The organism is Aliivibrio salmonicida LFI1238, from assembly GCF_000196495.1.
GTDB lineage: Bacteria > Pseudomonadota > Gammaproteobacteria > Enterobacterales > Vibrionaceae > Aliivibrio > Aliivibrio salmonicida.
The window spans coordinates 2,934,021-2,956,632 of record NC_011312.1 but is presented as its reverse complement, the minus strand read 5'-3'; the positions used below and the strand labels follow the sequence as shown (position 1 = coordinate 2,956,632).

General features: G+C 39.6%; 21 protein-coding genes and 2 pseudogenes. 5 read left to right on the top strand and 18 right to left on the bottom strand.

Annotated features, from left to right (window positions below; translation table 11 throughout):
- Positions 1-19 precede the first annotated feature (19 nt).
- The 11 genes and pseudogenes from tnpB to VSAL_RS14265 form a co-directional block, all read right to left on the bottom strand.
- Entirely contained in the window at positions 20-367 is a 348-nt protein-coding gene (gene tnpB, locus VSAL_RS14315) for an IS66 family insertion sequence element accessory protein TnpB (RefSeq protein ID WP_012548924.1), read from the bottom strand.
- Positions 364-678 (bottom strand): IS66 family insertion sequence element accessory protein TnpA, encoded by a 315-nt coding sequence (gene tnpA / locus VSAL_RS14310; RefSeq protein ID WP_012548925.1) that lies wholly within the window; start codon positions 676-678, stop codon positions 364-366. The genes tnpB and tnpA overlap by 4 nt, the downstream gene beginning before the upstream one ends.
- A 225-nt stretch (positions 679-903) precedes the next feature.
- Complete coding sequence (locus VSAL_RS14305) at positions 904-1,482, bottom strand: aminodeoxychorismate/anthranilate synthase component II (protein WP_012551176.1); 579 nt, start codon at positions 1,480-1,482, stop codon at positions 904-906.
- Between the two features lie 96 nt (positions 1,483-1,578).
- Positions 1,579-2,595 carry a tryptophan--tRNA ligase gene (gene trpS / locus VSAL_RS14300; protein WP_012551175.1) on the bottom strand — a complete coding sequence of 339 codons (1,017 nt, stop codon included), beginning with the start codon at positions 2,593-2,595 and terminating at the stop codon, positions 1,579-1,581.
- Between the two features lie 119 nt (positions 2,596-2,714).
- Entirely contained in the window at positions 2,715-3,398 is a 684-nt protein-coding gene (locus VSAL_RS14295) for a phosphoglycolate phosphatase (RefSeq protein ID WP_012551174.1), read from the bottom strand.
- Between the two features lie 5 nt (positions 3,399-3,403).
- Positions 3,404-4,081, bottom strand: coding sequence for a ribulose-phosphate 3-epimerase (rpe, locus tag VSAL_RS14290; protein ID WP_012551173.1), 678 nt, complete (start codon positions 4,079-4,081; stop codon positions 3,404-3,406).
- 122 nt (positions 4,082-4,203) lie between these two features.
- Positions 4,204-5,034 (bottom strand): adenine-specific DNA-methyltransferase, encoded by an 831-nt coding sequence (dam, locus tag VSAL_RS14285; RefSeq protein ID WP_012551172.1) that lies wholly within the window; start codon positions 5,032-5,034, stop codon positions 4,204-4,206.
- A gap of 71 nt (positions 5,035-5,105) precedes the next feature.
- The gene (locus tag VSAL_RS14280) at positions 5,106-6,623 is read right to left on the bottom strand and encodes an SPOR domain-containing protein (protein ID WP_012551171.1); all 1,518 of its coding nucleotides are present in this window, start codon (positions 6,621-6,623) and stop codon (positions 5,106-5,108) included.
- A 3-nt stretch (positions 6,624-6,626) separates the two neighbouring features.
- On the bottom strand, positions 6,627-7,715 hold the full coding sequence (gene aroB / locus VSAL_RS14275; protein ID WP_012551170.1) for a 3-dehydroquinate synthase: 1,089 nt from the start codon (positions 7,713-7,715) through the stop codon (positions 6,627-6,629).
- 38 nt (positions 7,716-7,753) lie between these two features.
- On the bottom strand, positions 7,754-8,272 hold the full coding sequence (aroK, locus tag VSAL_RS14270; RefSeq protein WP_012551169.1) for a shikimate kinase AroK: 519 nt from the start codon (positions 8,270-8,272) through the stop codon (positions 7,754-7,756).
- Between the two features lie 224 nt (positions 8,273-8,496).
- A pseudogene (locus tag VSAL_RS14265) lies at positions 8,497-8,883 on the bottom strand (type IV pilus secretin PilQ); the annotation flags it as partial.
- A gap of 94 nt (positions 8,884-8,977) precedes the next feature.
- Between VSAL_RS14265 and VSAL_RS14260 the strand changes: the two are divergent.
- Positions 8,978-9,859: an IS982-like element ISVsa6 family transposase gene (locus VSAL_RS14260; RefSeq protein ID WP_012549007.1), complete on the top strand. Its 882-nt coding sequence runs from the start codon at positions 8,978-8,980 to the stop codon at positions 9,857-9,859.
- A 25-nt stretch (positions 9,860-9,884) separates the two neighbouring features.
- Here VSAL_RS14260 and VSAL_RS14255 read toward each other — a convergent pair.
- From VSAL_RS14255 to pilM, 5 genes and pseudogenes are all read right to left on the bottom strand, one after another.
- Positions 9,885-11,201 (bottom strand): annotated as a pseudogene (locus VSAL_RS14255) (type IV pilus secretin PilQ); the annotation flags it as partial.
- A 50-nt stretch (positions 11,202-11,251) separates the two neighbouring features.
- Positions 11,252-11,770: a pilus assembly protein PilP gene (locus VSAL_RS14250; RefSeq protein ID WP_012551168.1), complete on the bottom strand. Its 519-nt coding sequence runs from the start codon at positions 11,768-11,770 to the stop codon at positions 11,252-11,254.
- Positions 11,763-12,344, bottom strand: coding sequence for a type IV pilus inner membrane component PilO (locus VSAL_RS14245; protein WP_012551167.1), 582 nt, complete (start codon positions 12,342-12,344; stop codon positions 11,763-11,765). The genes VSAL_RS14250 and VSAL_RS14245 overlap by 8 nt, the downstream gene beginning before the upstream one ends.
- On the bottom strand, positions 12,337-12,906 hold the full coding sequence (locus tag VSAL_RS14240) for a PilN domain-containing protein (RefSeq protein WP_012551166.1): 570 nt from the start codon (positions 12,904-12,906) through the stop codon (positions 12,337-12,339). Before VSAL_RS14240 ends, VSAL_RS14245 begins: the two co-directional genes overlap by 8 nt.
- A complete protein-coding gene (pilM, locus tag VSAL_RS14235) occupies positions 12,891-13,889 on the bottom strand; it encodes a type IV pilus biogenesis protein PilM (protein ID WP_012551165.1) in 999 nt (332 codons plus the stop codon). Before pilM ends, VSAL_RS14240 begins: the two co-directional genes overlap by 16 nt.
- A gap of 138 nt (positions 13,890-14,027) precedes the next feature.
- Here pilM and VSAL_RS14230 point away from each other — a divergent pair, with 138 nt between their 5' ends.
- On the top strand, positions 14,028-16,526 hold the full coding sequence (locus tag VSAL_RS14230; protein WP_012551164.1) for a penicillin-binding protein 1A: 2,499 nt from the start codon (positions 14,028-14,030) through the stop codon (positions 16,524-16,526).
- 66 nt (positions 16,527-16,592) lie between these two features.
- Here the strand turns inward: VSAL_RS14230 and oxyR are convergent, their stop codons facing one another.
- Positions 16,593-17,501 carry a DNA-binding transcriptional regulator OxyR gene (oxyR, locus tag VSAL_RS14225; protein ID WP_012551163.1) on the bottom strand — a complete coding sequence of 303 codons (909 nt, stop codon included), beginning with the start codon at positions 17,499-17,501 and terminating at the stop codon, positions 16,593-16,595.
- A 179-nt stretch (positions 17,502-17,680) separates the two neighbouring features.
- Between oxyR and VSAL_RS14220 the strand changes: the two genes are divergently transcribed.
- The 3 genes from VSAL_RS14220 to VSAL_RS14210 all read left to right on the top strand — a co-directional run bounded on the left by VSAL_RS14220 (position 17,681) and on the right by VSAL_RS14210 (position 20,356).
- Complete coding sequence (locus VSAL_RS14220) at positions 17,681-18,409, top strand: glutathione peroxidase (RefSeq protein WP_012551162.1); 729 nt, start codon at positions 17,681-17,683, stop codon at positions 18,407-18,409.
- A gap of 89 nt (positions 18,410-18,498) precedes the next feature.
- On the top strand, positions 18,499-19,965 hold the full coding sequence (locus VSAL_RS14215; RefSeq protein ID WP_012551161.1) for a dihydrolipoyl dehydrogenase: 1,467 nt from the start codon (positions 18,499-18,501) through the stop codon (positions 19,963-19,965).
- A 127-nt stretch (positions 19,966-20,092) separates the two neighbouring features.
- The gene (locus tag VSAL_RS14210) at positions 20,093-20,356 is read left to right on the top strand and encodes a DUF3624 domain-containing protein (RefSeq protein ID WP_012551160.1); all 264 of its coding nucleotides are present in this window, start codon (positions 20,093-20,095) and stop codon (positions 20,354-20,356) included.
- Positions 20,357-20,508: 152 nt separating this feature from the next.
- Here VSAL_RS14210 and argH read toward each other — a convergent pair whose 3' ends face one another.
- On the bottom strand, positions 20,509-22,383 hold the full coding sequence (gene argH / locus VSAL_RS14205; RefSeq protein ID WP_012551159.1) for an argininosuccinate lyase: 1,875 nt from the start codon (positions 22,381-22,383) through the stop codon (positions 20,509-20,511).
- Positions 22,384-22,612 lie beyond the last annotated feature (229 nt).

Sequence of the window (22,612 nt, the reverse complement as noted above, 5' to 3'; positions counted from 1 at the left end):
TTGACTGAGAATCAACTATTCAAAGGGTTGTTTGATAATGTACCGGTTGATGTCCTAAGATATCAAAACCTTGTAATAGCAGTGTCAGTTGCTGCTCTGATAATGCTAACGTATCGTTATTTATATTTCGTGGCCATTTGAAGCGGTCTTCATCTAATCGCTTGTACCATAAAGCGAATCCTGTTTTATCCCAATACAATATTTTGAGTTTATCACGAGGCTTATTGCAAAATATAAATAGAGCATCACTAAACGGTGATAGTTGCATTTCTTGCTCAACAATCACGACAAGGCCATTAATGGCCTTGCGAAAATCGACAAAATCACGATGAAGATAAATGGTGGAAACATCAGTAAATACATTCATGATTGATACCCTTTTAATAAGAGTCCTATCCAGTGAGGTTCAGTATTAGCTGGCAATGTTAATCGCAATTTTCCGATAGAAAGTTGAATATCTGGTAATTGTGGAGTGGCGATGATAGTTGATGTTAACGCTTCTACTTTCAAGAAAGTAGAAGCGTTAATCTTTTGTTTCCATCGTGCTTTACGTGCACTAAATGTCTTTGGCAGAATATTATGGTTACGACAAAATTCAGCGGCACTAAGCTTGCTAGATTGCTGAGATTCAAATAGAGCGTGCCATTGCTCTGGTGTTCTCTTTTTATCTTTTTGCATAATTACGTTCTCGTTAAATGAAAGATCGTAAGATACGCATAATGAATTTTATTTGTTAGGTGTAGTTCCCCGCACGCTTACGGTTTGTTTATATGTAAACGACTTTATTAGGATGAGCGCTCAATTTATTATGCATAAATCAGCACTTATTATTTTTAAAACGGAGAAAAAAGAAAAAGCAAGAAGGGTGAACTGGATCGCTCTCTTAATTAAGAGAGATATTAATTATTTATTAATAAAGTTAGATAAAATCTCATGACCTTGTTCTGTCATTATCGATTCAGGATGAAATTGAACCGCTTCTATTGGTAATGTTTTATGACGAAACCCCATGATCTCATCCATTTCTCCCTCATCATTTTCAGTCCAAGCAGTGATATCAAAACACGCAGGTAATGTGTCTGCTTTCACGACTAAAGAATGATAACGAGTAACCGTTAACGGATTATTCAACCCTGTAAATACACTGCAATTGGTGTGTGTAATTAACGATGTTTTACCGTGCATCACTTTTCTTGCACGCACAACATCACCACCAAAAACTTGAGCAATCGCTTGGTGGCCTAGACACACGCCTAAAATAGGTAATTTGTCAGAAAAATACGTAATGGCTTCTAATGAAATACCCGCTTCATTCGGGGTACAAGGGCCAGGAGATATGACTAAATGTGACGGGTTAAGCGCCTCAATACCTTTAATATCAATTTCATCATTACGTATTACTTTGACCTCTATACCTAACTCACAAAAGTACTGATATAGGTTATAAGTAAAAGAATCATAATTATCGATCATTAACAGCATAAAAAAGACTACATTCGCTAAGTAGAGAAGAAGAAATAAAAATTGCTCGCTAGCAAAAAGCTAACGAGCAATTCATTTAACTCATTGGCAGACTAACTATGGGCGAGTAACAAAACCAACGGCTTCATACGCTTTTTTCAGTGTCACTGCAGCGCGTTCTGATGCCTTTTCAGCTCCCGCTTTCATTACTGAATCCATATACGTACGATCATCACGAATACGTTTATATTCAGATTGAATCGGCTCTAGCATCGTCACAATCGCTTCACCAACGTCTTTCTTGAATGGACCATACATTTCAACACCTTGGTATTGAGCTTCGATCTCTTCAAACGTTTGGCCACTTGCTGCAGAATACAGACCCATCAGGTTTGAAATACCGGCTTTGTTTTCCCAATCATGAGCAATACGAGGGGGCATTTCTGCGTCTGTTTGCGCTTTATTGATTTTCTTAAGAATTGACTTAGGATCTTCTAACAGCGTAATAACATTCTTACGGTTATCATCTGATTTAGACATTTTCTTCGTCGCATCTTGTAGACTCATCACACGCGCATTCACTTGTGGGATGTAGGGTTCTGGAACCGTGAATAAAGGCGATTCAGGGCAGTAAGCATTATTGAAACGATTCGCAATATCACGCGCTAATTCTAAATGCTGCTTTTGATCACTGCCCACAGGCACTTGATGCGCGCCGTACAATAAAATATCAGCCGCCATTAAGACTGGGTAACCGAATAACCCAACATTCACATCATTTGAATGACGAGCAGACTTATCTTTAAACTGAGTCATACGACTTAGTTCACCCATTTGGGTATAACAGTTAAGAAGCCAACCTAGCTGAGCATGCTCTGGTACATGTGACTGAACAAATAACGTGCTCTTCTTTGGATCAACACCAACCGCGAGACAAATTGCCAGAGCATCGAGTGTCGCTTCATGCAATGCTTTAGGATCTTGACGAACCGTAATGGCATGAAGGTCTACAACACAGTACTGACAATCATAATCGTCTTGCATCTGTTGCCATTGACGTAGAGCACCCAAGTAGTTACCAATACTCAGTTCACCTGACGGTTGAACACCACTTAATACGATGGGCTTGCTCATGGTTATGATTCCTTGTTTAACTGTAAAAATTAAATGACCCGTTATCGGATCATTTAATGGTTATTCTATCGATATTAATAATGCCGAATTACGTTAATCCGTGTACTTATTAACGAATACTATCTTGCCACACTCATCACGGCTAATAAATGATTAAATTCATCACTCACAACATCAGGATCACTGTCTGCAATAGGTTCCCCATGGTTATAACCATAAGTTAATCCGAAACTATAACAACCAGCGGCTTTAGCGGCTTGAATATCATTTTGAGAATCACCCACCATCAACATTTGCGTCGGCAAAAGATGATGCTTATCGAGTAACCAATTTAAAGCGAATGGATTAGGCTTCTTCTCGACAAACGTATCGCCACCAATAACATCAACAAATAAATGTTCAAGTTGATGTTGTTTTAATAATTCAGGAACAAATTGCGCGGGCTTATTCGTCACAAGCGCTAGCGTATACCCTTCCTGATATAGCGACTCTAATGTCTCTTTTACGTTTGGGTAAAGATGGCTCAGCTTATGGCCACCCTCATGGTAATGATGATCTAAACGCCCACGAGCTGTTTTTACCAACTCAAGATTAAGACCTTCAGCAACGACCACACTTTGACTTAAAGCACGAGAGACCAAAACATCAGCACCATTGCCTATCCAATGAGAAGCTTGCTCTAATGTAACGCCAGGGTAATCTAGGTCTTGCATAGCAAGATCAACCGCACGAGCTAAGTCTGGAACACTATCTAGCAGTGTTCCATCCAAATCAAACGCGATCAGTTTGATGTTTTCAAACATGTCTCTTAATTACCTTTCACTTTAGCGAGTTCAGCACGCATTTCATCTATCACTTCTTTATAATTTGGTTGATTAAAGATTGCAGAGCCTGCCACAAACATATCCGCGCCCGCTTCTGCGATTTCACGAATGTTATCCACTTTTACGCCACCATCAATTTCAAGACGGATATCACGACCAGAGTCATCGATCAATTTACGTACTGCACGCAATTTATCTAACGTACTAGGAATAAATGACTGACCACCAAAACCCGGATTAACTGACATAAGTAAGATCATATCGACTTTATCAAGAATGTAGTCAAGACAGGATAATGGCGTTGCAGGATTAAGAACAACACCCGCTTTACAGCCGTGCTCTTTAATTAACTGAAGGGTACGATCAACATGTTCAGATGCTTCAACATGGAAAGTGATCATTGTTGCACCGGCTTTTGCAAACTCAGGAACAATACTGTCCACTGGTTTCACCATCAAATGCACATCAATTGGAGCGGTAATACCGTAATCACGTAACGCTTTACAAATCGGCGCACCGAACGTTAAGTTTGGTACGTAGTGGTTATCCATCACATCAAAGTGAACCACATCAGCGCCTGACGCTAATACTTTGTCTACGTCTTCACCAAGACGAGCAAAATCAGCAGAGAGAATAGATGGTGCGATCAAAAAATCTTTCATGTTGAGCCTCAGGTTAAAATAAGTATCTGATAAGAGTTACGCAATCGATTAAATCGACGGCGCAATTCTACCTGATATTTTAAACACTGTCTTAGGCAATTGTTTGAAAAGGGTCGCTTAGATTACTCGGTACATTTCGGCGCATAAAACAAAGCCATGAGTTCATCAACTTTATTTCGGCCAGCACCATTTCGACTAATGGTACGTTTAACTTTTATCTTATTCAGCGTTGCACCATGATACAAACGACGAGTCAAAATGGTGTCATGATTAGAAATCAGAACTGGAATATCTCGCCCAAATGCCGCTTTTTCCGCAATATCAGCGAGAGCCGCTTGGTCATCTAAAGAGAAACCATTCCCTGCGTACGAAGTAAAGTTCGCAGTTGTAGATAAAGGGGCATAAGGAGGATCGCAATAAATCACACAACCTTTGCGTGCTCGCTTAAAGGTTTCTAGATAGCCTTCGCAAACAAACGTCGCTTTCTTTGCTTTCTCAGCAAAAAAATACATTTCTTTTTCAGGGAAATACGGTTTTTTATAAGAACCAAAAGGAACGTTAAACCCTCCTTTTTTGTTATAACGACACAACCCATTAAAGCCATGACGGTTCATATAGAGAAATAACAAAGAACGACGGTACGTATCTGTACATTGATTAAATTCAATACGCAGATCTAAATAGACTTCTTTTTGATTATATTCAGGTTGGAATAATTCACGAACGTCTTCAACAAAGCGCTCTGGATTCTCTTTAAGATGGTTATAAAGATTGATCAAATCAGGATTAATATCCGCAAGAAGATAATGATCATAGTCTGTATTTAAAAATACAGAACCGGCCCCAACAAAGGGTTCGATCAATTTTCTAGCATCAGGAAGATGACGTTGAATTTCTTCTACTAGGCTATATTTGCCGCCAGCCCACTTAAGAAATGCGCGATGCTTTTTCATACGTCTTTTTAGCCTTTTACCCTAATCCAGAAAGCGGGCGATTGTACCCTATTTTTAATCAATACTCAGTGTTATTTTAAAGAATCAATTTCTCGATGTACTTGAACTAAAGATTTTGCCCAAGGACCCAGAGTTTGAACTGAATTTGGTAGATTCTTCACCGCACCACGAGCTTTTGAAATGGAGACATAATCACCATAACTCACGATATACCAAATCGAACCATTTCTTAATGCTTGATAAATTCGAGCTGAACTTCCAAGTTGATGTTCATCTAAGAACTCTTGCACTGCTTCTTCATTTGTTAAAGCGGCTAATTGCAATATATAGCGCTTTTCAGAAATGGCTTTAAGTTCAGAATTAGCCAAAGTAAACGTAATACGTTCTTTGCCTACGTCTGTATTTTTTTCGACAACTAAAGGCTTACTCTCATTAACAATACTCGCCATATCTTCTTTTTTAGAAGACACTGATGTCGTATTTTCTTTATTTACCGTCTCTTGAGTAGCAAGAATATCATCTGCAGAAGACGTTAATGACGCCGATTCATCCAAAGATTCAGAATCACCGACTAAAGCATCAACCACTTCAGAGGGGACGACAACACGCTTACCTTCTTCTTTACTTGATTCAATAATTATCGGCTTATCAATCACATCAGGAGGGATCGTATGTGTATCATCTTCAGGCAGATTAATACTGTTAAGCTCTGAGTTTTCTTTATTAAGTGCATCTAAGACTAAACTGTCATTATTTAATGATTGATTCAGTGAATCATGAAGCATTGAGTTCATAGAAGGCAACGATGACTGATTCATCCACCAATAACCACCTGCGGAACCAAGAAGTAAAATAGCCGCTAAACTTAAAATACCAACGGGAGATTGCGCTACTGAACGAATAATTACTCGTCGTTCTGCTTTTTTCTCACCTAATATAATAAGTTTCCCTGGCAATCTATTATTCTTATTCACCAAGCGACGAATTCTTGCTTTCTCTTCTTTGCTTGATGCAAAACGAATCACAAGCATTTCAGAAAACGTTGCAGCTTCATCTTGCGTCAATAACTCAATATCAATATCAATCGGTTTACTGTCCTGCCCATAAGACATCTGCGATAAAGGTTGTGTTAACGTTCCTTTATCAGCAAAAAGCAGCACATTAATTTGCCAGTTAGACGCTGACTGTGCTTTTTGAACCAGTAACCACAACTCACTAAGTAACTCAGAAGAGAGTAGATGTGCGTCATCAATAACCAGAACTAAGTTGCACTTTTCACCCGCTAACATCCGACTAATACTATCAACAACAGTATCGTGCTCATTAAAAAGCGGATCACGAACCATCTGTTTTAAAATGATCCCACGCTGTTGATATATTGATTGATTGGTATGGCACATCAATAGTACTTGATCTGCATCATCACACCATTTTTCAAGATAACGCTGAGATAGCCATGACTTTCCAGAGCCTTTAACTCCTTCAATATGTACCAAATTAGAACCAAAACGAGAAACAAACTGAATGCGAGATAACACATCAATCTGACTTTCTAATTCTAAAACAGTTGAATCATGACCAATATTCATCGTTTATGCCTTACATTGCTCTATCACATCAGCGAGAACACGCTCAGAAACACCTGTTACGACCTCAGAGCTACCAATTGAAGTTGGGAGTACCAAACGTAACTTGCCTGACAATACTTTCTTGTCACGCATCATGTGCTTCATAAATGCCTCTACCGTCATTTCTTTAGGTGCTTTCAAAGGTAATTTCGCTTTTTTAAGTAGAGCACAAATGCGATCCACTTCTTGCTGTGAAATTAAGCCTTCTTTTTGAGCTGTCACTGCAGCCATTACGGTTCCAGCAGACACGGCCTCACCATGAAGCCAATTACCGTAACCCATTTCGGCCTCTATCGCATGGCCAAAAGTATGTCCTAAATTCAAAAGTGCGCGAACGCCTGATTCTTTTTCATCTTTAGCCACAACATCCGCTTTGATTTGGCAACAACGTGAAATGGCATACACCAATGCATCGTGATCGAGTGCATAGAGTTTTTCCATGTTCTCATCAAGCCAATCAAAGAAATCACTATCAATAATAATGCCATATTTAATGACTTCAGCCATGCCCGCTGCAAATTCGCGTTCAGGTAACGTCTTAAGACAATTAATATCAATAATAACCGCTTTAGGTTGATAAAAGGCACCCACCATATTTTTACCTAGTGGATGGTTTATTGCTGTTTTTCCACCAACGGATGAATCCACTTGGGACAATAACGTCGTTGGAACTTGAATAAAATCGACACCACGCTGATAACACGCAGAGGCAAAACCAACCACATCACCAACAACACCACCGCCTAATGCAACAATAGTCACGTCTCGGCTGTGATTTTCTTCTAATAAGAACGTCAGGATTTGATTGAAAGTATCAAGATTTTTATATTGTTCGCCATCGTCTAATTCAAGCAGTGATACTTGGCATTCAAACGTATTTAAAGTGTCGATGATTTGTTGAGCATACAACGGCGCAACCGTTACATTACTAATAACGACAACACGTTTTTTGGCAGGTATTACAGATGAAAAATGCGCCGGGTTGCAAAACAACTCGGCGCCGATAGAGATGGGATAGCTACGTTCTGCTAAATCTACATGAATCGTTTCCATGATTCGTTCCCAATATCCGTCTTATAAAATGACTTGAATTAACGCTCTTCAAGCATTTGGATGATTTGATTTGCTACCACTTTTGCACTTTGATCATCGGTACGAACAACGTAATCAGACACTTCTTCATAAAGTGCGTTACGTTCTTTCGCTAGTGCTTCTAACACTTCTCGAGGCTCATCAGTTTGAAGCAACGGACGTTTTTTATCGCGTTGTGTGCGAGCTAATTGCTTCTCAATCGTAGTTTCAAGATATACAACAACACCACGAGCAGATAAACGATTGCGACTCTCTTTACTAATTACAGAGCCACCACCCGTCGCAAGTACAATACCTTGCTCTTGAGTTAAATCGTTAATTACACCTTCCTCACGTATACGGAAACCTTCTTCACCTTCAACGTCGAATACCCAAGCGATATCTGCGCCTGTGCGTTCTTCAATTACCGTATCAGAATCAAGAAACTCCATGTGAAGTTGCTGTGCTAAGTGCCTACCAATTGTACTTTTGCCGGCGCCCATTGGGCCAACAAGGAAAATATTTCGTTTTTCAGCCATTTTTTAGAAATTATGCAAAGTTCATTAACGACATTGCCAACAGTTGTCTCTTCAACAGACATGCTTCTGTGGCACCATATTCCTCACAGATATTTCGTGATAAGACCAAAAATTATCTCAGTTAATAGCTAGTAATTGCAATAGCTAGATGAAAAGTTCAGCATAATTATTTTTCTTTACACCTATTTCACCAAAAATAAACCATCAAATTTTCAGCTATCTTACTATTGTATAACAACTTTTTGTGTGACAAAGATTAATAATTCTTTTTTACCTATATTTTCGGAGCTGCGACGAAATAGCACTCCAAGTAGGGGTAAATCACCCAGAAGGGGTACTTTTTCTACACTATTTGATAAGGAATGCTGATAAATACCACCCAAAACAACAGTTTCGCCATTATCCACTAAAACTTGAGTCCCTATTCTTTGTGTTTCAATTGCGACCGCTTCACCTGTCCCCGTTTTCACAATTTGACCGGGTCTATCTTGCGTCACAATCAAATCAAGAACCAATCGATTATCCGGCGTTATCTGTGGTGTAACCATTAAACTTAATACCGCTTTTTTAAAGGCAACGGTTGTTGCACCGCTCGATGACGACTCTAAATAACCTGAATTCTGGATAAGGCTGAACTAATTGCCCACCTAACGATCAGATCTTTCGACCAAGAATTATTTGAACGTATTTTAAAAGGTGGGCAAGATGAATAAATTAGTTGATATATTTTGTGATGTCGATGATTTTTGTTATCAATTCTTATCTCAATGGGAAAAATACCTTGTTGAGGCTAGTGAGAGAAAAAGAAAACGTCAGTCAGTAATGTCTACTAGTGAATGTATGACTATTGTCATCGCTTTTCATCAATCAAATCATAGAGATTTCAAGAACTTCTATATCGGGTTAGTTCATCAATATTGGAAAGGATACTTTCCAAATTTACTTAGCCACACTCGATTTGTGAGCAAAATGCCTAGCCTAATCGCCCCAATGTGTGCCTATTTTCAATCTATCAAAGGTAAGCCGACTGGCATTGCTTTTGTTGACTCCACGAGTCTTAAAGTATGCCATAACATTCGAATTCCTCGCCATAAAGTCTTTGATGGTGTTGCGAAAAGAGGAAAAGGTACCATGGGATGGTTTTTCGGCTTCAAACTTCATTTATTGATTAACCATCTTGGAGAAATTATTTCGCTGAAAATCACAGCTGGCAATGTAAATGATAGGACTCCTGTACCTGATTTATGCAAAGAACTCTCGGGGAAATTGTACGCTGATAAAGGGTACATAGGTAAAAAGTTGAGTGAGAGCTTAAAGAACTCTGATGTCGATTTAGTGACTACCTCGCGAAAAAACATGAAAGCAAAAGAGATAAGTGCTTTTGATAAGGCTATGTTATCAAAGAGATACATTATCGAAACGATAAATGACCAATTGAAGAATATCTCTCAAATTGAACATAGCCGTCATCGTAGCGTGACTGGTTTCATGCTAAATGTAATTTCAGGCGTTGTGGCTTATTGTTTAAAAAAACAAAAGCCACGAATTAAGCTATCAGAATGTGAATTTGAACTAATCCTCGCTTAAAGCATGTTTTATCCAGAATTCAGGTTAAATAAGGAATTTCAGTCCCTTGTTCGATATAAGCGGGCTTTTTATTCGTCGTAATTAAGCGAGGACTCGAAATAATCTCCGCTTTTGATTCCGATTGAAGCGCGGAAAGTTCAAGATCCAGTAATAAGTTTGAACCGAGTTTCGCCACTTGAAAAGCAATACTTGATGCTGCTGGATTTGATAGCCCTAAATTCACATTTAAAAAATCATCTACGGGCAACCCATCTTTTCCACCATCATATAAACCCACAGCAGCCAAATTACTTTCAATCGAACCTCCTGCCGTTGCACTTCCGTTGGTATTTGAGAATCCCCAGCGAACCCCTAACTCATCAAGATTTCCTTCATTAACGGTAACAATTCGGGCTTCTATTTGCACCTGCTTAACCGGAATATCTAATGATTCAATAATGTATTTTATTACCATTATATTTTCTGATAAGTCTCTTAATAATAAGGAGTTCGTTCTTTCATCGACCGTAATACTACCTCGGCTCGATAACATGGTTATATCACCTTCGCCTACCAATAAATCAGCAATTTCAGAGGCCTTAGCGTATTTAATCGACAGAATTTCAGAGGACAATGCACTTAACTCTGACGCCATCTGAGCTTGCTCTAACACTTGCTTCTCTTGTGCATCGAGCTCGGCCTTAGGTGCGATCAAAACCACATTACCTTCAACTCGCTTATCTAATCCTTTTACTTTCAAAATAATATCGAGAACCTGCTGCCATGGAACACCATCGAGACGCAATGTCAAATTGCCTTTCACTGAATCAGCAACCACTAAATTAAAGTCGTTATAATCAGCGATCAACTGCAATACATGGCGTACGGGGATATCTTGGAAGTTGATTGAGATAGGTTTACTCTCTTCTTTAACTTTCGTCGCTTCTTTCTGCGCTGCTACAACAACAGGAGCAGACACTATCACTTCTAAAAAAGGCCCTTTAAGAGAATAGTCATAATCATAATCCCCCTTAATATCAACAAAAAGCAACGTACTCTTAGGCTCTCTAAATGTCTCAATACGAGACACCAACGTCGCAAAATCTTCGACATCCAAAATGACCAATTTATCATCATTCACTTTAGTGTCATGAAGCTCGATCACTAACTTACCGTTCTCTTTACGTAAATCTACCGTAGCGGCAGCAGAAGCAAGTTCGACGGTTATCTGCCCTCCTTTTTGCTTACTTAATTGAAAATCGACAGAAACGAGTTGATTCTCAAGCGACTCTTCAGCAAATGCATGAATATGAACAAAAAACAGTACAAGAAAAGCGCACCATCTCATTGCTCCAGTATTCATGTTACCTCTGCATCCTTGCGACATGTTATTTTCCTAATCCTAAAAATTAATTAATGGTTTAACGCTAATTTTATGTACCGTTTTTGCCAACACCCCATCCCATCAGACAGCGTTTCTTTTAGCGTGATTTGTTTTGATTGGATATCGACAACTTGACCATTATTCATGCCCATAAATTGTCCTTTTCGAATTTTTATAACCCCACCTTTTGGTGTTTGTATTAACGCAGTAATGTCATTTTCACTTCCCATAACACCTTTAAGACGTAATTTCCGTAATGAATAGCGCTCTAAACTGCCGGTTTTCTTTCTGTATGCTGGTTGCCAGCATGATTTCTTAGCGATTGGCTGACTGACTTTCTCTGGTAATTTAGGTAAAACAAAAGGAGAACGTTCATCAGCCCTATTATAGGAATCGACTTCAAAAGGAAGCACGCCAGCTAATACTTCAACCTCTTTACTGCCTTGTAATTTGGCCTCTACATAAAAGTCATTTAATGGCTCTTTGTTTGCTTTGCACCCTATTATCACGAAAAGAAAAGTGAGCATAACGAATAATGGCCTATTCATGGATCCCCCTAAATTGATAGGTATAAGCCATTACTCGAAAGTGCAATGTACTGCTCTCTTTACTCACTCGTTGAATATCAATATTCTCCAAACTTACAATTCGAGGGAGATCAGCAATTGCTTCTGAAAATGATCCGATATCATGATATTGCCCCGTTAGTTCGATATTTAGAGGCAGTTTATATAGAAATTCTTGATTCTGTTTTTCTCCCCAATCAATACGAGTAAACGTAAGTTTGTTTTGAATTCCGACTTGATTGATCCCTGACAACATACTCGCTAGTTCTTTTTGCGCAGGAAGCTGCTGCGCTAAAAATTCATAACGTAAATTCAATTCATTTAATTGATCTTCCATTTCAGGCATTGCCGCGACTTGATTGTATTTATATTTGATGGTTGTTTTTAACGTTAATTCGTCTCTCTTTAATTGCTCTGTTTTTTCGTGAATCGGTGATAACCAAAACCAATACCCTGCGGCATGCACACATAGGCACAGTAAAAACACGACAAGTAACTGAGGTAACAATGGCCACTCAGTAATTTCATCTATATCTAACTCACGCCAATCAATCATTATTGACCCTCTTCTTTGGGGCTAATAATCGAAAGGACACGTCAAAACGACTCATTTCATGCCCAAACATCGTTTGCCCAGAAACAATCGAATGCATTTCGACATCAACAATCTGCGTGGACCGTTCCAATTTATCCAGCATCGTCGCCAATCGAGCATTACTGTCACTAAACCCTTTCATTTCAATACTGCGAGCATCCATTCTAATTTTGTTTAAATAGACACCTTCAGTAATCACTTCCGGTAATATATTAAGAATTTGCGTTGTTTTATTTCTATTTTGCTGCAGATTCTCGACAACTTTTAAGCGAGTCAAAATAGCCTCATGCTGCTTTCCTATTTCTGCCAATCCCTTCAGTTCACTATTAAGCCAAGTAACGTGGGTAGTTAATGAGTTATTACGCGAATCTTGCAATGAAGCTTGATGATTCAAATACCGAGCAAAACCCCACTGCAAACAAACCGAAAGAATAACCGCCAAGACTAATATCGCTATAAACCGTTGTTTATATTTAAGCCTTTTTTCATCTCGCCAAGACAGCAAGTTTATCTCGTAAGCCATGACACCCCTCTCAACGCCAGACCTAAAGCAACCGCATATTGACTTGCATTGACAGCCATTGGCATCACTCGTTTTTTATCTTGAAAAAAAAGAGACGATACATTTAATTCCATTGTTGGGAGAGAGACTTCATAACTTAGACAGTCCGACAAGCCAGGTAACAGTGCTCCACCACCGACAACCCACAAACCTTCAATTTTATGGTGATGGATCGATGAATAGAGTGTGACTTGCCGTTTAATATGCTCAGAAAGTTGAGCAATAAACTTCGTATCATGTTCAAAACTAATACTTTCACTGGTTTCTTGTTCGTCTTTACTCTGTAAATCTTGCGCTCCAAACATAATATTTTTAGAGTAAAAGTTATGATTCGGTGACATCACACAAAAAATAGTTTGAGCGTGCCCAATATCAATTAACATCCAGTTTTTTTTATTCGGATAGGATTCCGTTGCCTTCTTCCACAGTGCGAATAACGAATGTGAATGAGCATCGGCTAAAACGGGGGTTAATCCTCCAGAAGAGAAACATAATTGACGAGATTCGATGAGATCCTTACGTGTAGCAAACACTTGATATGTGGTTGTTTTAACGCTGCTTACCCCTCGTTGATTTAACGCGACATAATCTAAATTAAGATCTTCCACAGAAAAAGAGGACTGCTGGTTAAAAGTATGCGCAATCGCAAACTCTGTTTCTTTTTCATCAAGCTGACTGTCTATCTGTATGACCTTGCTGATAATGTTGCTATCAGGTACAGAAAAAGCGATACGCTTTTGATTAAATGAGAGCATTTTTTTTAAACGAGTCAGATATGGCGTTAACTCTTCGAGGTTTACTGAGTTCGTATCAATAAAAACAGAGTCAGGTAATAACACTTCATGACAAGCAATCAGTTCAAATTGACCTTTTTTTAACCTTATAGACGCCGCTTTAATGCTATGATGCCCTATGTCTACACCAGTGACTGTAGGATAAATCATCTTGATTTGGCTCCGAGTAAAAAATAAATATCTCAAAATTAAGCGTTAATTTACGTTATTTTTCGTTGTGTTATATTTATACTACTCAGTTATTGGTTAGAAACGACAATACAGATTAAAGTAAACGGGAAATATCAGGTGAAGTTCATAAAGGCACTGCTCATAGTTACATTTTTTTGCATAATTATTGGGGTCACTACAATTTTTGGTTTTTACCAATATGTGAAACCAGAATTACCAGATGTCGCGACATTGAAAGACGTTCAGCTACAAACGCCAATGCAAGTTTATAGCCGCGATGGAAAGTTGATCGCTCAATTTGGTGAAAAACGCCGTATTCCTTTAAAATTGGAAGACATGCCCCCTCATTTACTTGAGGCCATCATTGCAACTGAAGACAGTCGTTTCTATAGCCATTATGGTTTTGATCCTATTGGTATTACTCGTGCCGCATTTGCAGTACTTGCTTCAGGTTCCGCAAAACAAGGGGCGAGTACCATTACTCAGCAACTTGCGCGTAATTTCTTCTTATCAAATGAGAAGAAAATCATGCGAAAAATCAAAGAGATTTTTATCGCGGTTCACATTGAGCAATTGCTAACAAAACAAGAAATTTTAGAACTCTATTTAAATAAAATTTACCTTGGTTACCGTTCATACGGTGTTGGTGCTGCCGCTCATGTTTATTTTGGTAAAGAAGTAAACGAATTAACGCTAGGTGAAGTCGCTATCATTGCTGGCTTACCAAAAGCGCCTTCAACGATGAACCCTATTTATTCAGTTGACCGTGCTACGACTCGTCGAAATGTCGTATTGGCTCGTATGCTCGATGAAGGCTATATCACAAAACAAGAATTTGAAGACGCAAAAGCGGAAGTGGTTATTTCTAAATATCACGGCGCAGAAATTAAACTACAAGCCCCTTATGTTGCAGAAATAGCTCGTGCATGGATGGTGAATAAGTACGGTGAAGAAGCGGCTTATACATCAGGTATGAACATCTACACGACTGTTGATTCAAAAATGCAAGCCGCTGCAAATAAAGCATCCATCGATAACTTACTTGCTTATGACGAACGCCATGGTTTCCGTGGTGCAGTCAAAACAGTCTGGGAACCGAAAGCCACACCGCTTAATGAAGACGCGATGGCAAAACACTTGAAAAAAGAACCTTCGTACGGTGAGTTAATGCCTGCAATTGTGACTCAAGTGAAAGGAAAAACAGTCACGGTTAATATCAAAAATAACGGTACAGCAACCATTCCCTGGGATGGATTAAAATGGGCTCGTCGTTTCAAAACAGATAAACGCCAAGGTTCTGCACCTCGTCGTGCCTCTGATATTTTGAGTGTTGGTGAGAAAATTTACGTTCGCCCTCTCAGCGAAGAAACAAAAGACGACGTTACGACTATCGTCTGGAAACTAAGCCAAGTTCCTGCAGCGAATACCGCATTTGTTGCAATGGATCCTAATGACGGAGCGATTACCTCTCTGGTTGGTGGTTTCAACTTTGTTCATAATAAATTTAACCGTGCGACTCAATCTGTTCGTCAAGTTGGTTCGAGTATTAAACCATTTATTTATTCCGCGGCGTTGTATCACGGTAAAACACTCGCAAGCTTAATTACCGATGCACCGATCAATACATGGGATGAAAGCCAAGGTACGGCGTGGAGACCTAAAAACTCACCACCAACCTACATTGGTCCTGCTCGTTTACGTATTGGTTTAGCTCAATCGAAAAATGTAATGGCTGTTCGCGTTTTGCGTGATGTCGGCTTAGATGAAACGATTGATTATCTTACTCGTTTTGGTTTCAAGAAAGATGAGTTACCTCGCTCAGATACCATTGCTCTTGGTGCAGGCAGTTTAAGCCCAGTGCAAATGGTACAAGGCTTTTCAGTCTTTGCTAATAATGGTTACTATGTTGAACCTTATTATATAGACCATATTGAAAGCCCATACGGCGATGAGGTTTACAAAGCAACGCCAAAACTTATCTGCCAAAAAGAGTGCGATCACCAAAATGATGAAAACTCACCTTATGCGAAAAAAGTTATCTCAGCTCAAAATGCGTTCCTCACAAAACAGATGATGTATAGCAATATCTGGGGTGGTGGCGTATGGAGCAAAGGTACCGGTTGGAATGGTACAGGCTGGCGAGCACAAGTGCTGAAACGTCGTGATATTGGTGGTAAAACCGGTACAACCAATGACTCTGTTGATGCATGGTATAACGGTTACGGTCCAAACGTTGTTGCAACGGCTTGGGTTGGTTTTGATAACCCATCACACCATTTAGGCAGCACAAGTAAAAATGACAACATGCCTAAAGATGAGATGCTAACTGGCGGAGAAGCTGGCGGTAAAACAGCAATCTACGCTTGGGTTAATTTCATGAAGGTTGCTTTAGAAGGTGTGCCTGAAGAAAACTTAAGACTTCCAGCCAACATCATTAAAGTAAAAATAGACCGTGAAACCGGCCTATTAAGTAATAAAAATGATGAAACGAGTATGTGGGAATATTTTGCTGGAGGTACAGAGCCAACTGAATACGTAAAACAAGATTTCCAAGATACTATCTATTCATCAGGTGATGCTGATGGCGACGGCGAAGAAGACGAAAGCTTATTCTAAGTACTTAGTTTAAAGTAAAGAACAAGGGACGCTCACTTAGCGTCCCTTTTTTTATTCGTATTTTATCTATAAAACAGTTTGATGGATAACGTCAGCCATTTTACTTTCTATTTCTTTTGCTAATGCCTCATAGCGGCTCTTTAAGGGTGAACCCGGACGATAAGCCAATACAATTTGGCGATGCGGTACAGGCGCTTTCGCTGGCAAATAACACACCCCATCACGCTCTTTTTCTTTTGGCACAGAAAGATAAGGCATCAATGTTATCCCTCCTCCAGCGGCGACCATATTTCGCAACGTTTCTAAGCTTGTTGCTTTAAAGTGATCGTCGTCTTTTGCGCCTGCCGCAAAGCAAAAACCTAATGCTTGATCTCGTAAACAATGTCCATCGCCAAGCATCAGTACGGATTCACCATTAAGACGAGACATATCGATCGACTTTTCTTCTGCCCACTTATGCTCTTTAGGGACAGCCAACACCATCGGTTCATCATAGACAGGCACTTCAATAAAGCCACTCGTCTCATCAACCGAGGCCAAAATCATACAATCAATCTTGCCTTCTTCTAGCATTTTAACCAATTGATGTGTCTGGGCTTCATGAAGATATAAATTCAAATCAGGAAACTGTGCTTTTAATGTTGGTACGATCCAAGGCAACAAATAAGGACCTACCGTTGGGATAAAGCCTAAATGTAATGGCCCTGTCATCTCTTTACCTTGCTGATTAGCAAGCTCTGAAAATAACTTTACTTCAATAAGAATACGCTTTGCTTGATCGACCAATTGTAAGCCCGCTTCGGTGAACAATACTTTACGACTGGTTCTCTCTAGCAGCGTCAATCCTACTTCTTCTTCTAACTTCTTGATTTGACCACTTAACGTTGGTTGACTAACAAAACAAGACTCTGCAGCTTTACGAAAATGTTTATGCTCAGCAAGTGCGACCAAGTACTCAAAATCACGGATATTCATGTATTACACTCCTGAAAGCTTATATCTTATTGATGGCAATAAGTTCGATAGCTTTTAACGATTGAAACGATAACACCAAACGATTAGAACTATCAAGCTGGCTTTTGCATAATAGCTACATCAACCGGGCAGACCCCGAAAAGAAATTCAAAATTATTTAAAAATTAAAGGACATCATTATGTTTACATCTAAAGAAGGCCAATCAGTTCCTCAAGTAACTTTTCCAACACGTAAAGGTGACGCTTGGGTTAACGTAACAACAGAAGAACTATTCAAAGACAAAACCGTTATCGTATTCAGTCTTCCTGGTGCATTTACTCCAACATGTTCTTCAAGCCACTTACCTCGTTACAACGAGCTTTATTCTGTATTTAAAGACAACGGCGTTGATGAAATCGTTTGTGTCTCTGTAAACGATACGTTTGTAATGAACGCATGGAAAGCAGACCAAGAAGCAGAAAACATTACCTTCATTCCAGATGGTAACGGCGATTTCACCGATGGTATGGGCATGTTAGTTGAGAAAAATGACATTGGTTTTGGTAAGCGTTCATGGCGTTACAGCATGTTAGTGAAAAACGGCATCGTTGAAAAAATGTTCATCGAAGAAAACGTACCGGGTGACCCGTTCAAAGTTTCTGATGCAGATACGATGCTGAACTACCTTGCTCCTGAGCACAAAGAGCAAGAATCAATCACTGTATTTACAAAACCTGGTTGTCCTTTCTGTATGAAAGCCAAACAAACTTTGATTGATAAAGGCCTAAACTACGAAGAAGTGGTACTGGGTAAAGATGCAACGACAGTAAGCCTACGTGCAATTACTGGTCGCACTACCGTTCCTCAAGTATTCATCGGTGGCAAACACATTGGTGGTAGCGAAGAGCTTGAAGTGTTCCTAGCTTAATCTCTCGCTCAAAATGAATAAAAATGGCCCACGACACCGTGGGCCATTTCAAAACTTCTTCTAAAATGAATCTACGTGAGATATGAATTATGAAACAAGTCAATGTTGATGTAGCTGTTATCGGTGGTGGTACAGCAGGTTTAGGCTCTTACCGTGCAGCAAAAGCACATACTGACAGTGTTGTCATGATCGAAGGCGGCCCTTACGGTACCACTTGTGCTCGTGTTGGTTGCATGCCATCAAAACTGTTAATTGCAGCGGCAGAAAGCGTTCACCAAATTGAAAAAGCACCTCAGTTCGGAATTCACCCTCAAGGTGACATCGTAATTAACGGCCGCGAAGTCATGGCCCGTGTTAAATTTGAACGTGACCGTTTTGTTGGGTTTGTTTTAGAAGGCGTTGATGAAATCCCAGCGGAAGATAAAATCTCTGGCTACGCTAAATTTTTAAACGACAATACATTGCAAGTCGATGATCATACGATCATTACAGCAAAACGTATTGTTATTGCAACAGGCTCTCGCCCTGCTTACCCTGCGGTATGGAATGAATTAGGTGATCGCCTTATCATCAATGATGACGTATTTGATTGGGATGATTTACCGACATCAGTCGCCGTATTTGGTCCTGGCGTTATTGGTCTTGAACTTGGACAATCACTTCACCGTTTAGGCGTTGAAACTAAGCTTTTTGGTTTAGGTGGTCAAGTCGGTCCGGTAACAGATCCTGAAGTAATGGCTTATGCAAACAAGGCCTTCAACGAAGAGTTTTACCTTGATGCCGATGTGAAAATAGAGAGCATGAAACGCATATCTCTTAATGATGATGAAGATAAAGTTGAAATCAAATTCATCAATAAACAAGGCGAACAAGAAACGATCCTAGTTGAGTATGTACTTGCAGCAACCGGTCGTCGTCCAAACACCGACAAATTGGGCTTAGAAAACACATTGGTTGAATTAGACGAACGCGGTGTACCAACAGCCGATCACTACACATTACAAACATCATTACCAACCATCTTCATTGCTGGTGATGCCAGTAATCAACTGCCCCTATTGCACGAGGCCGCTGATCAAGCACGTATTGCTGGTGATAATGCAGGACGTTTCCCAGAGATCCGCGCAGGCCTTCGTCGCTCGAAAATCTCAGCGGTATTCTCAGATCCACAAATCGCAATGGTTGGAGAAAGCTATAAAGAAATCACAACTCGTTTAGGGACTTGTGGTTGTTTCGCAACTGGTGAGGTTTCTTTTGAAAATCAAGGCCGTTCACGAGTAATGCTGCGGAACAAAGGAATTCTTCATGTATACGGTGAACAAGGAACGGGGCGTTTCTTAGGCGCTGAAATGATGGGACCAAATGCAGAGCATTTAGCGCACCTATTAGCTTGGGCACACCAAAATAAAATGACTATTTCTGAAATGCTAGATATGCCATTTTATCACCCAGTAATCGAAGAAGGTATTCGTACTGCACTTCGTGATTTAAATGCGAAACTGCATTTAGGCCCTGAAATGATTAAACATTGTATGGATTGTGGTCCTGGTTGTTAATCACCAGCAACTAACATAAAAACAAAATAAAAAAGGTCGATGTGAAAACATCGACCTTTTTTATTTCTATCTTACCCATCACTCGTTAAAATAACGGCCATAACTCGTCATTTAAAATGGAATCAACATGGCTTGCCAATTTTGTCACTCTGATATATTCAAACAAAAACTAGGCCGATGCTTTCGCTGTATGAAACAACTTACTTTTTTATCTATCGGCGGATGGTTAACATGGCTGGAGTTTTTTCAAGCAACACCTTATCAAATCGAAGCCATTGCCACTTTCATGGTAAGTGCTGCATTTAGCGGATTACTGACATTGCATTTATTAGCGATGGGCTATTATCGTTTGATAAAATCATCAAATATTAAAGGTAAGCACAAAAAATAAAGCCCCAATACCAATAAAGATATTAGGGCCTCTTAGAATCTATCTAAGAAAAAGCAGTATTAATAAGACTAGTCTTTAATTAAAAAGTTCACCACTTTTTCTCTTTATTCTGTATTTTTAGCTCAGTGCCGATCATTACCATTCAACGCCAGTTAAGCCACATTCGTTTTGATAATAATTTGCTCTTGCAGATTCACCTCTAATGCCACTTCATCACACGCATGTTGACGAGGACACTGATCGCAATCTTTCAATACTTTCTCTGGTAACAACGAACGAGATGTTGGAATAAAATCTTGTTTCATAAAGAATTCAGGCACACGAGTTAATACAAACACTTTATTAATCGCCATTTCACGCGCTTTTTCTACCAAGTGTTGAACAATCGCTTTCCCTTGACCTTGACTCTGCCATCCCGCTTCAACACCTAATGAGCGAATTTCAGCTAAACCAGAATCGTACACATACAAAGAGGCACACCCAGTCACTTCCCCATGATGTTCTGATACTGCAAACGATCCAATATCACGCACCAACTCATTACGACTACGTGGTAAATTCTCTCCAAGACCAGCCCAGTAAGCGACCATTCCTTCTAATGCATCTAAATCCGTTAATCGTGCAGGACGAACTTTAACCCCTGTCGAATCACGCTCTTCTAAACGTTTACCTGCTTGCTCAACAGCATAAGCTACCTGTTCAGGAGCAACACCACCTAGGGCATTACGTTTCGCAAGACAAGATTCGATAGTTAAAATTGCATACACATCGTCTTCAATCACATCAGAGAATACTTTTAATTCTGCAATAGATAACTCTTCTAATGCACAGCCTTTTTCTATTGCACTAACCACAGCAACACCAACGATATGATGAGCTTCGCGGAATGGAATGCCTTTCGCTACCAAATAATCGGCTAATTCGGTTGAGTTTGCATACCCTTGTTTCGCCGCTTCTAAAGTACGTTCTTTATTTATTTTAATGCCTTCAAAGCAAAGTGCAGCCATTTCAATACAATCAGACCAGCTGTCTAATGCATCAAACAAACCTTCTTTGTCTTCTTGCATGTCTTTATTATAGGCTAAGGGCAACGCTTTTACTGTCATCATCATACCAGCCAATGCGCCATATACACGGCCACATTTACCACGGATAAGCTCTAAGGCATCCGGGTTCTTTTTCTGTGGCATCAATGATGAACCAGACGTCACGGTATCCGCTAACTCAATGAAATTAGATTCACCTGAGTTATAAAAAATCATGTCTTCGGCAAGACGAGAAAGGTGAACCATAGAGATTGAAGCAATCGACATTAACTCCATCACATGATCACGATCCGATACAGAGTCTAAGCTATTACGTGTTGCTCTTTGAAAACCAAGATTACGAGCCAATTTCTCACGATCCATTGGATAAGCCGTTCCAGCCAAAGCCCCTGATCCTAATGGACACGTATCTAAACGCTTAATCGCATCTTCAAGGCGAGAGTAATCACGCTCAATCATTTCAACATACGCCAAACACCAATGCGCAAATGTCACAGGTTGTGCACGTTGTAGGTGAGTATAACCAGGAAGCACCGTCGCCTGATGCTCACTCGCTACATTCACGAGTTGGTTCAATAATAAATCTAATGTGCGAAGCAGTTGATGGCCTTGTTGACGACACCACAATTTTAAATCTGTCGCCACTTGATCATTACGAGAACGACCAGTGTGGAGTTTTTTACCTAAATCACCCACTTTACCGATAAGCTGTGTCTCAACCCAGCTATGAATATCTTCAGCGTCTGACAATAAGATCTGTTCAGGATCTTCCATCACTTCTAATTTCAATTCATTCAATGCTAATTCAAGTTTTTGTTGTTCTATTTCTGTAATAACATTGACAGAAAGTAGTGCTTTAGACCATGCGATAGAGCCGACAATGTCTTGTTCTGCAAGGCGATAATCAATACGAAGTGAATCGTTAAACTGTTTAAATCTTGTGTCTGCTGCTTGACTAAAACGTCCGCCCCATAATGCCATGGTGTTTCTCCTAAATGCACAGTGCTCACTGCTTTTTGAAACTATTAAGTCTGATTTAATTCAGTATTTTTCTTGATGATTCAAACTTACGGCAATTCCAGATAAAAATAAAGAATTAAATGCATTATTTTTACATATTTATTCAATTATTACTGAAAGTTCTGTAAGCGTGCGGGGAACTACACCTAACAAATAAAATTCATTATGCGTATCTTACGATCTTTCATTT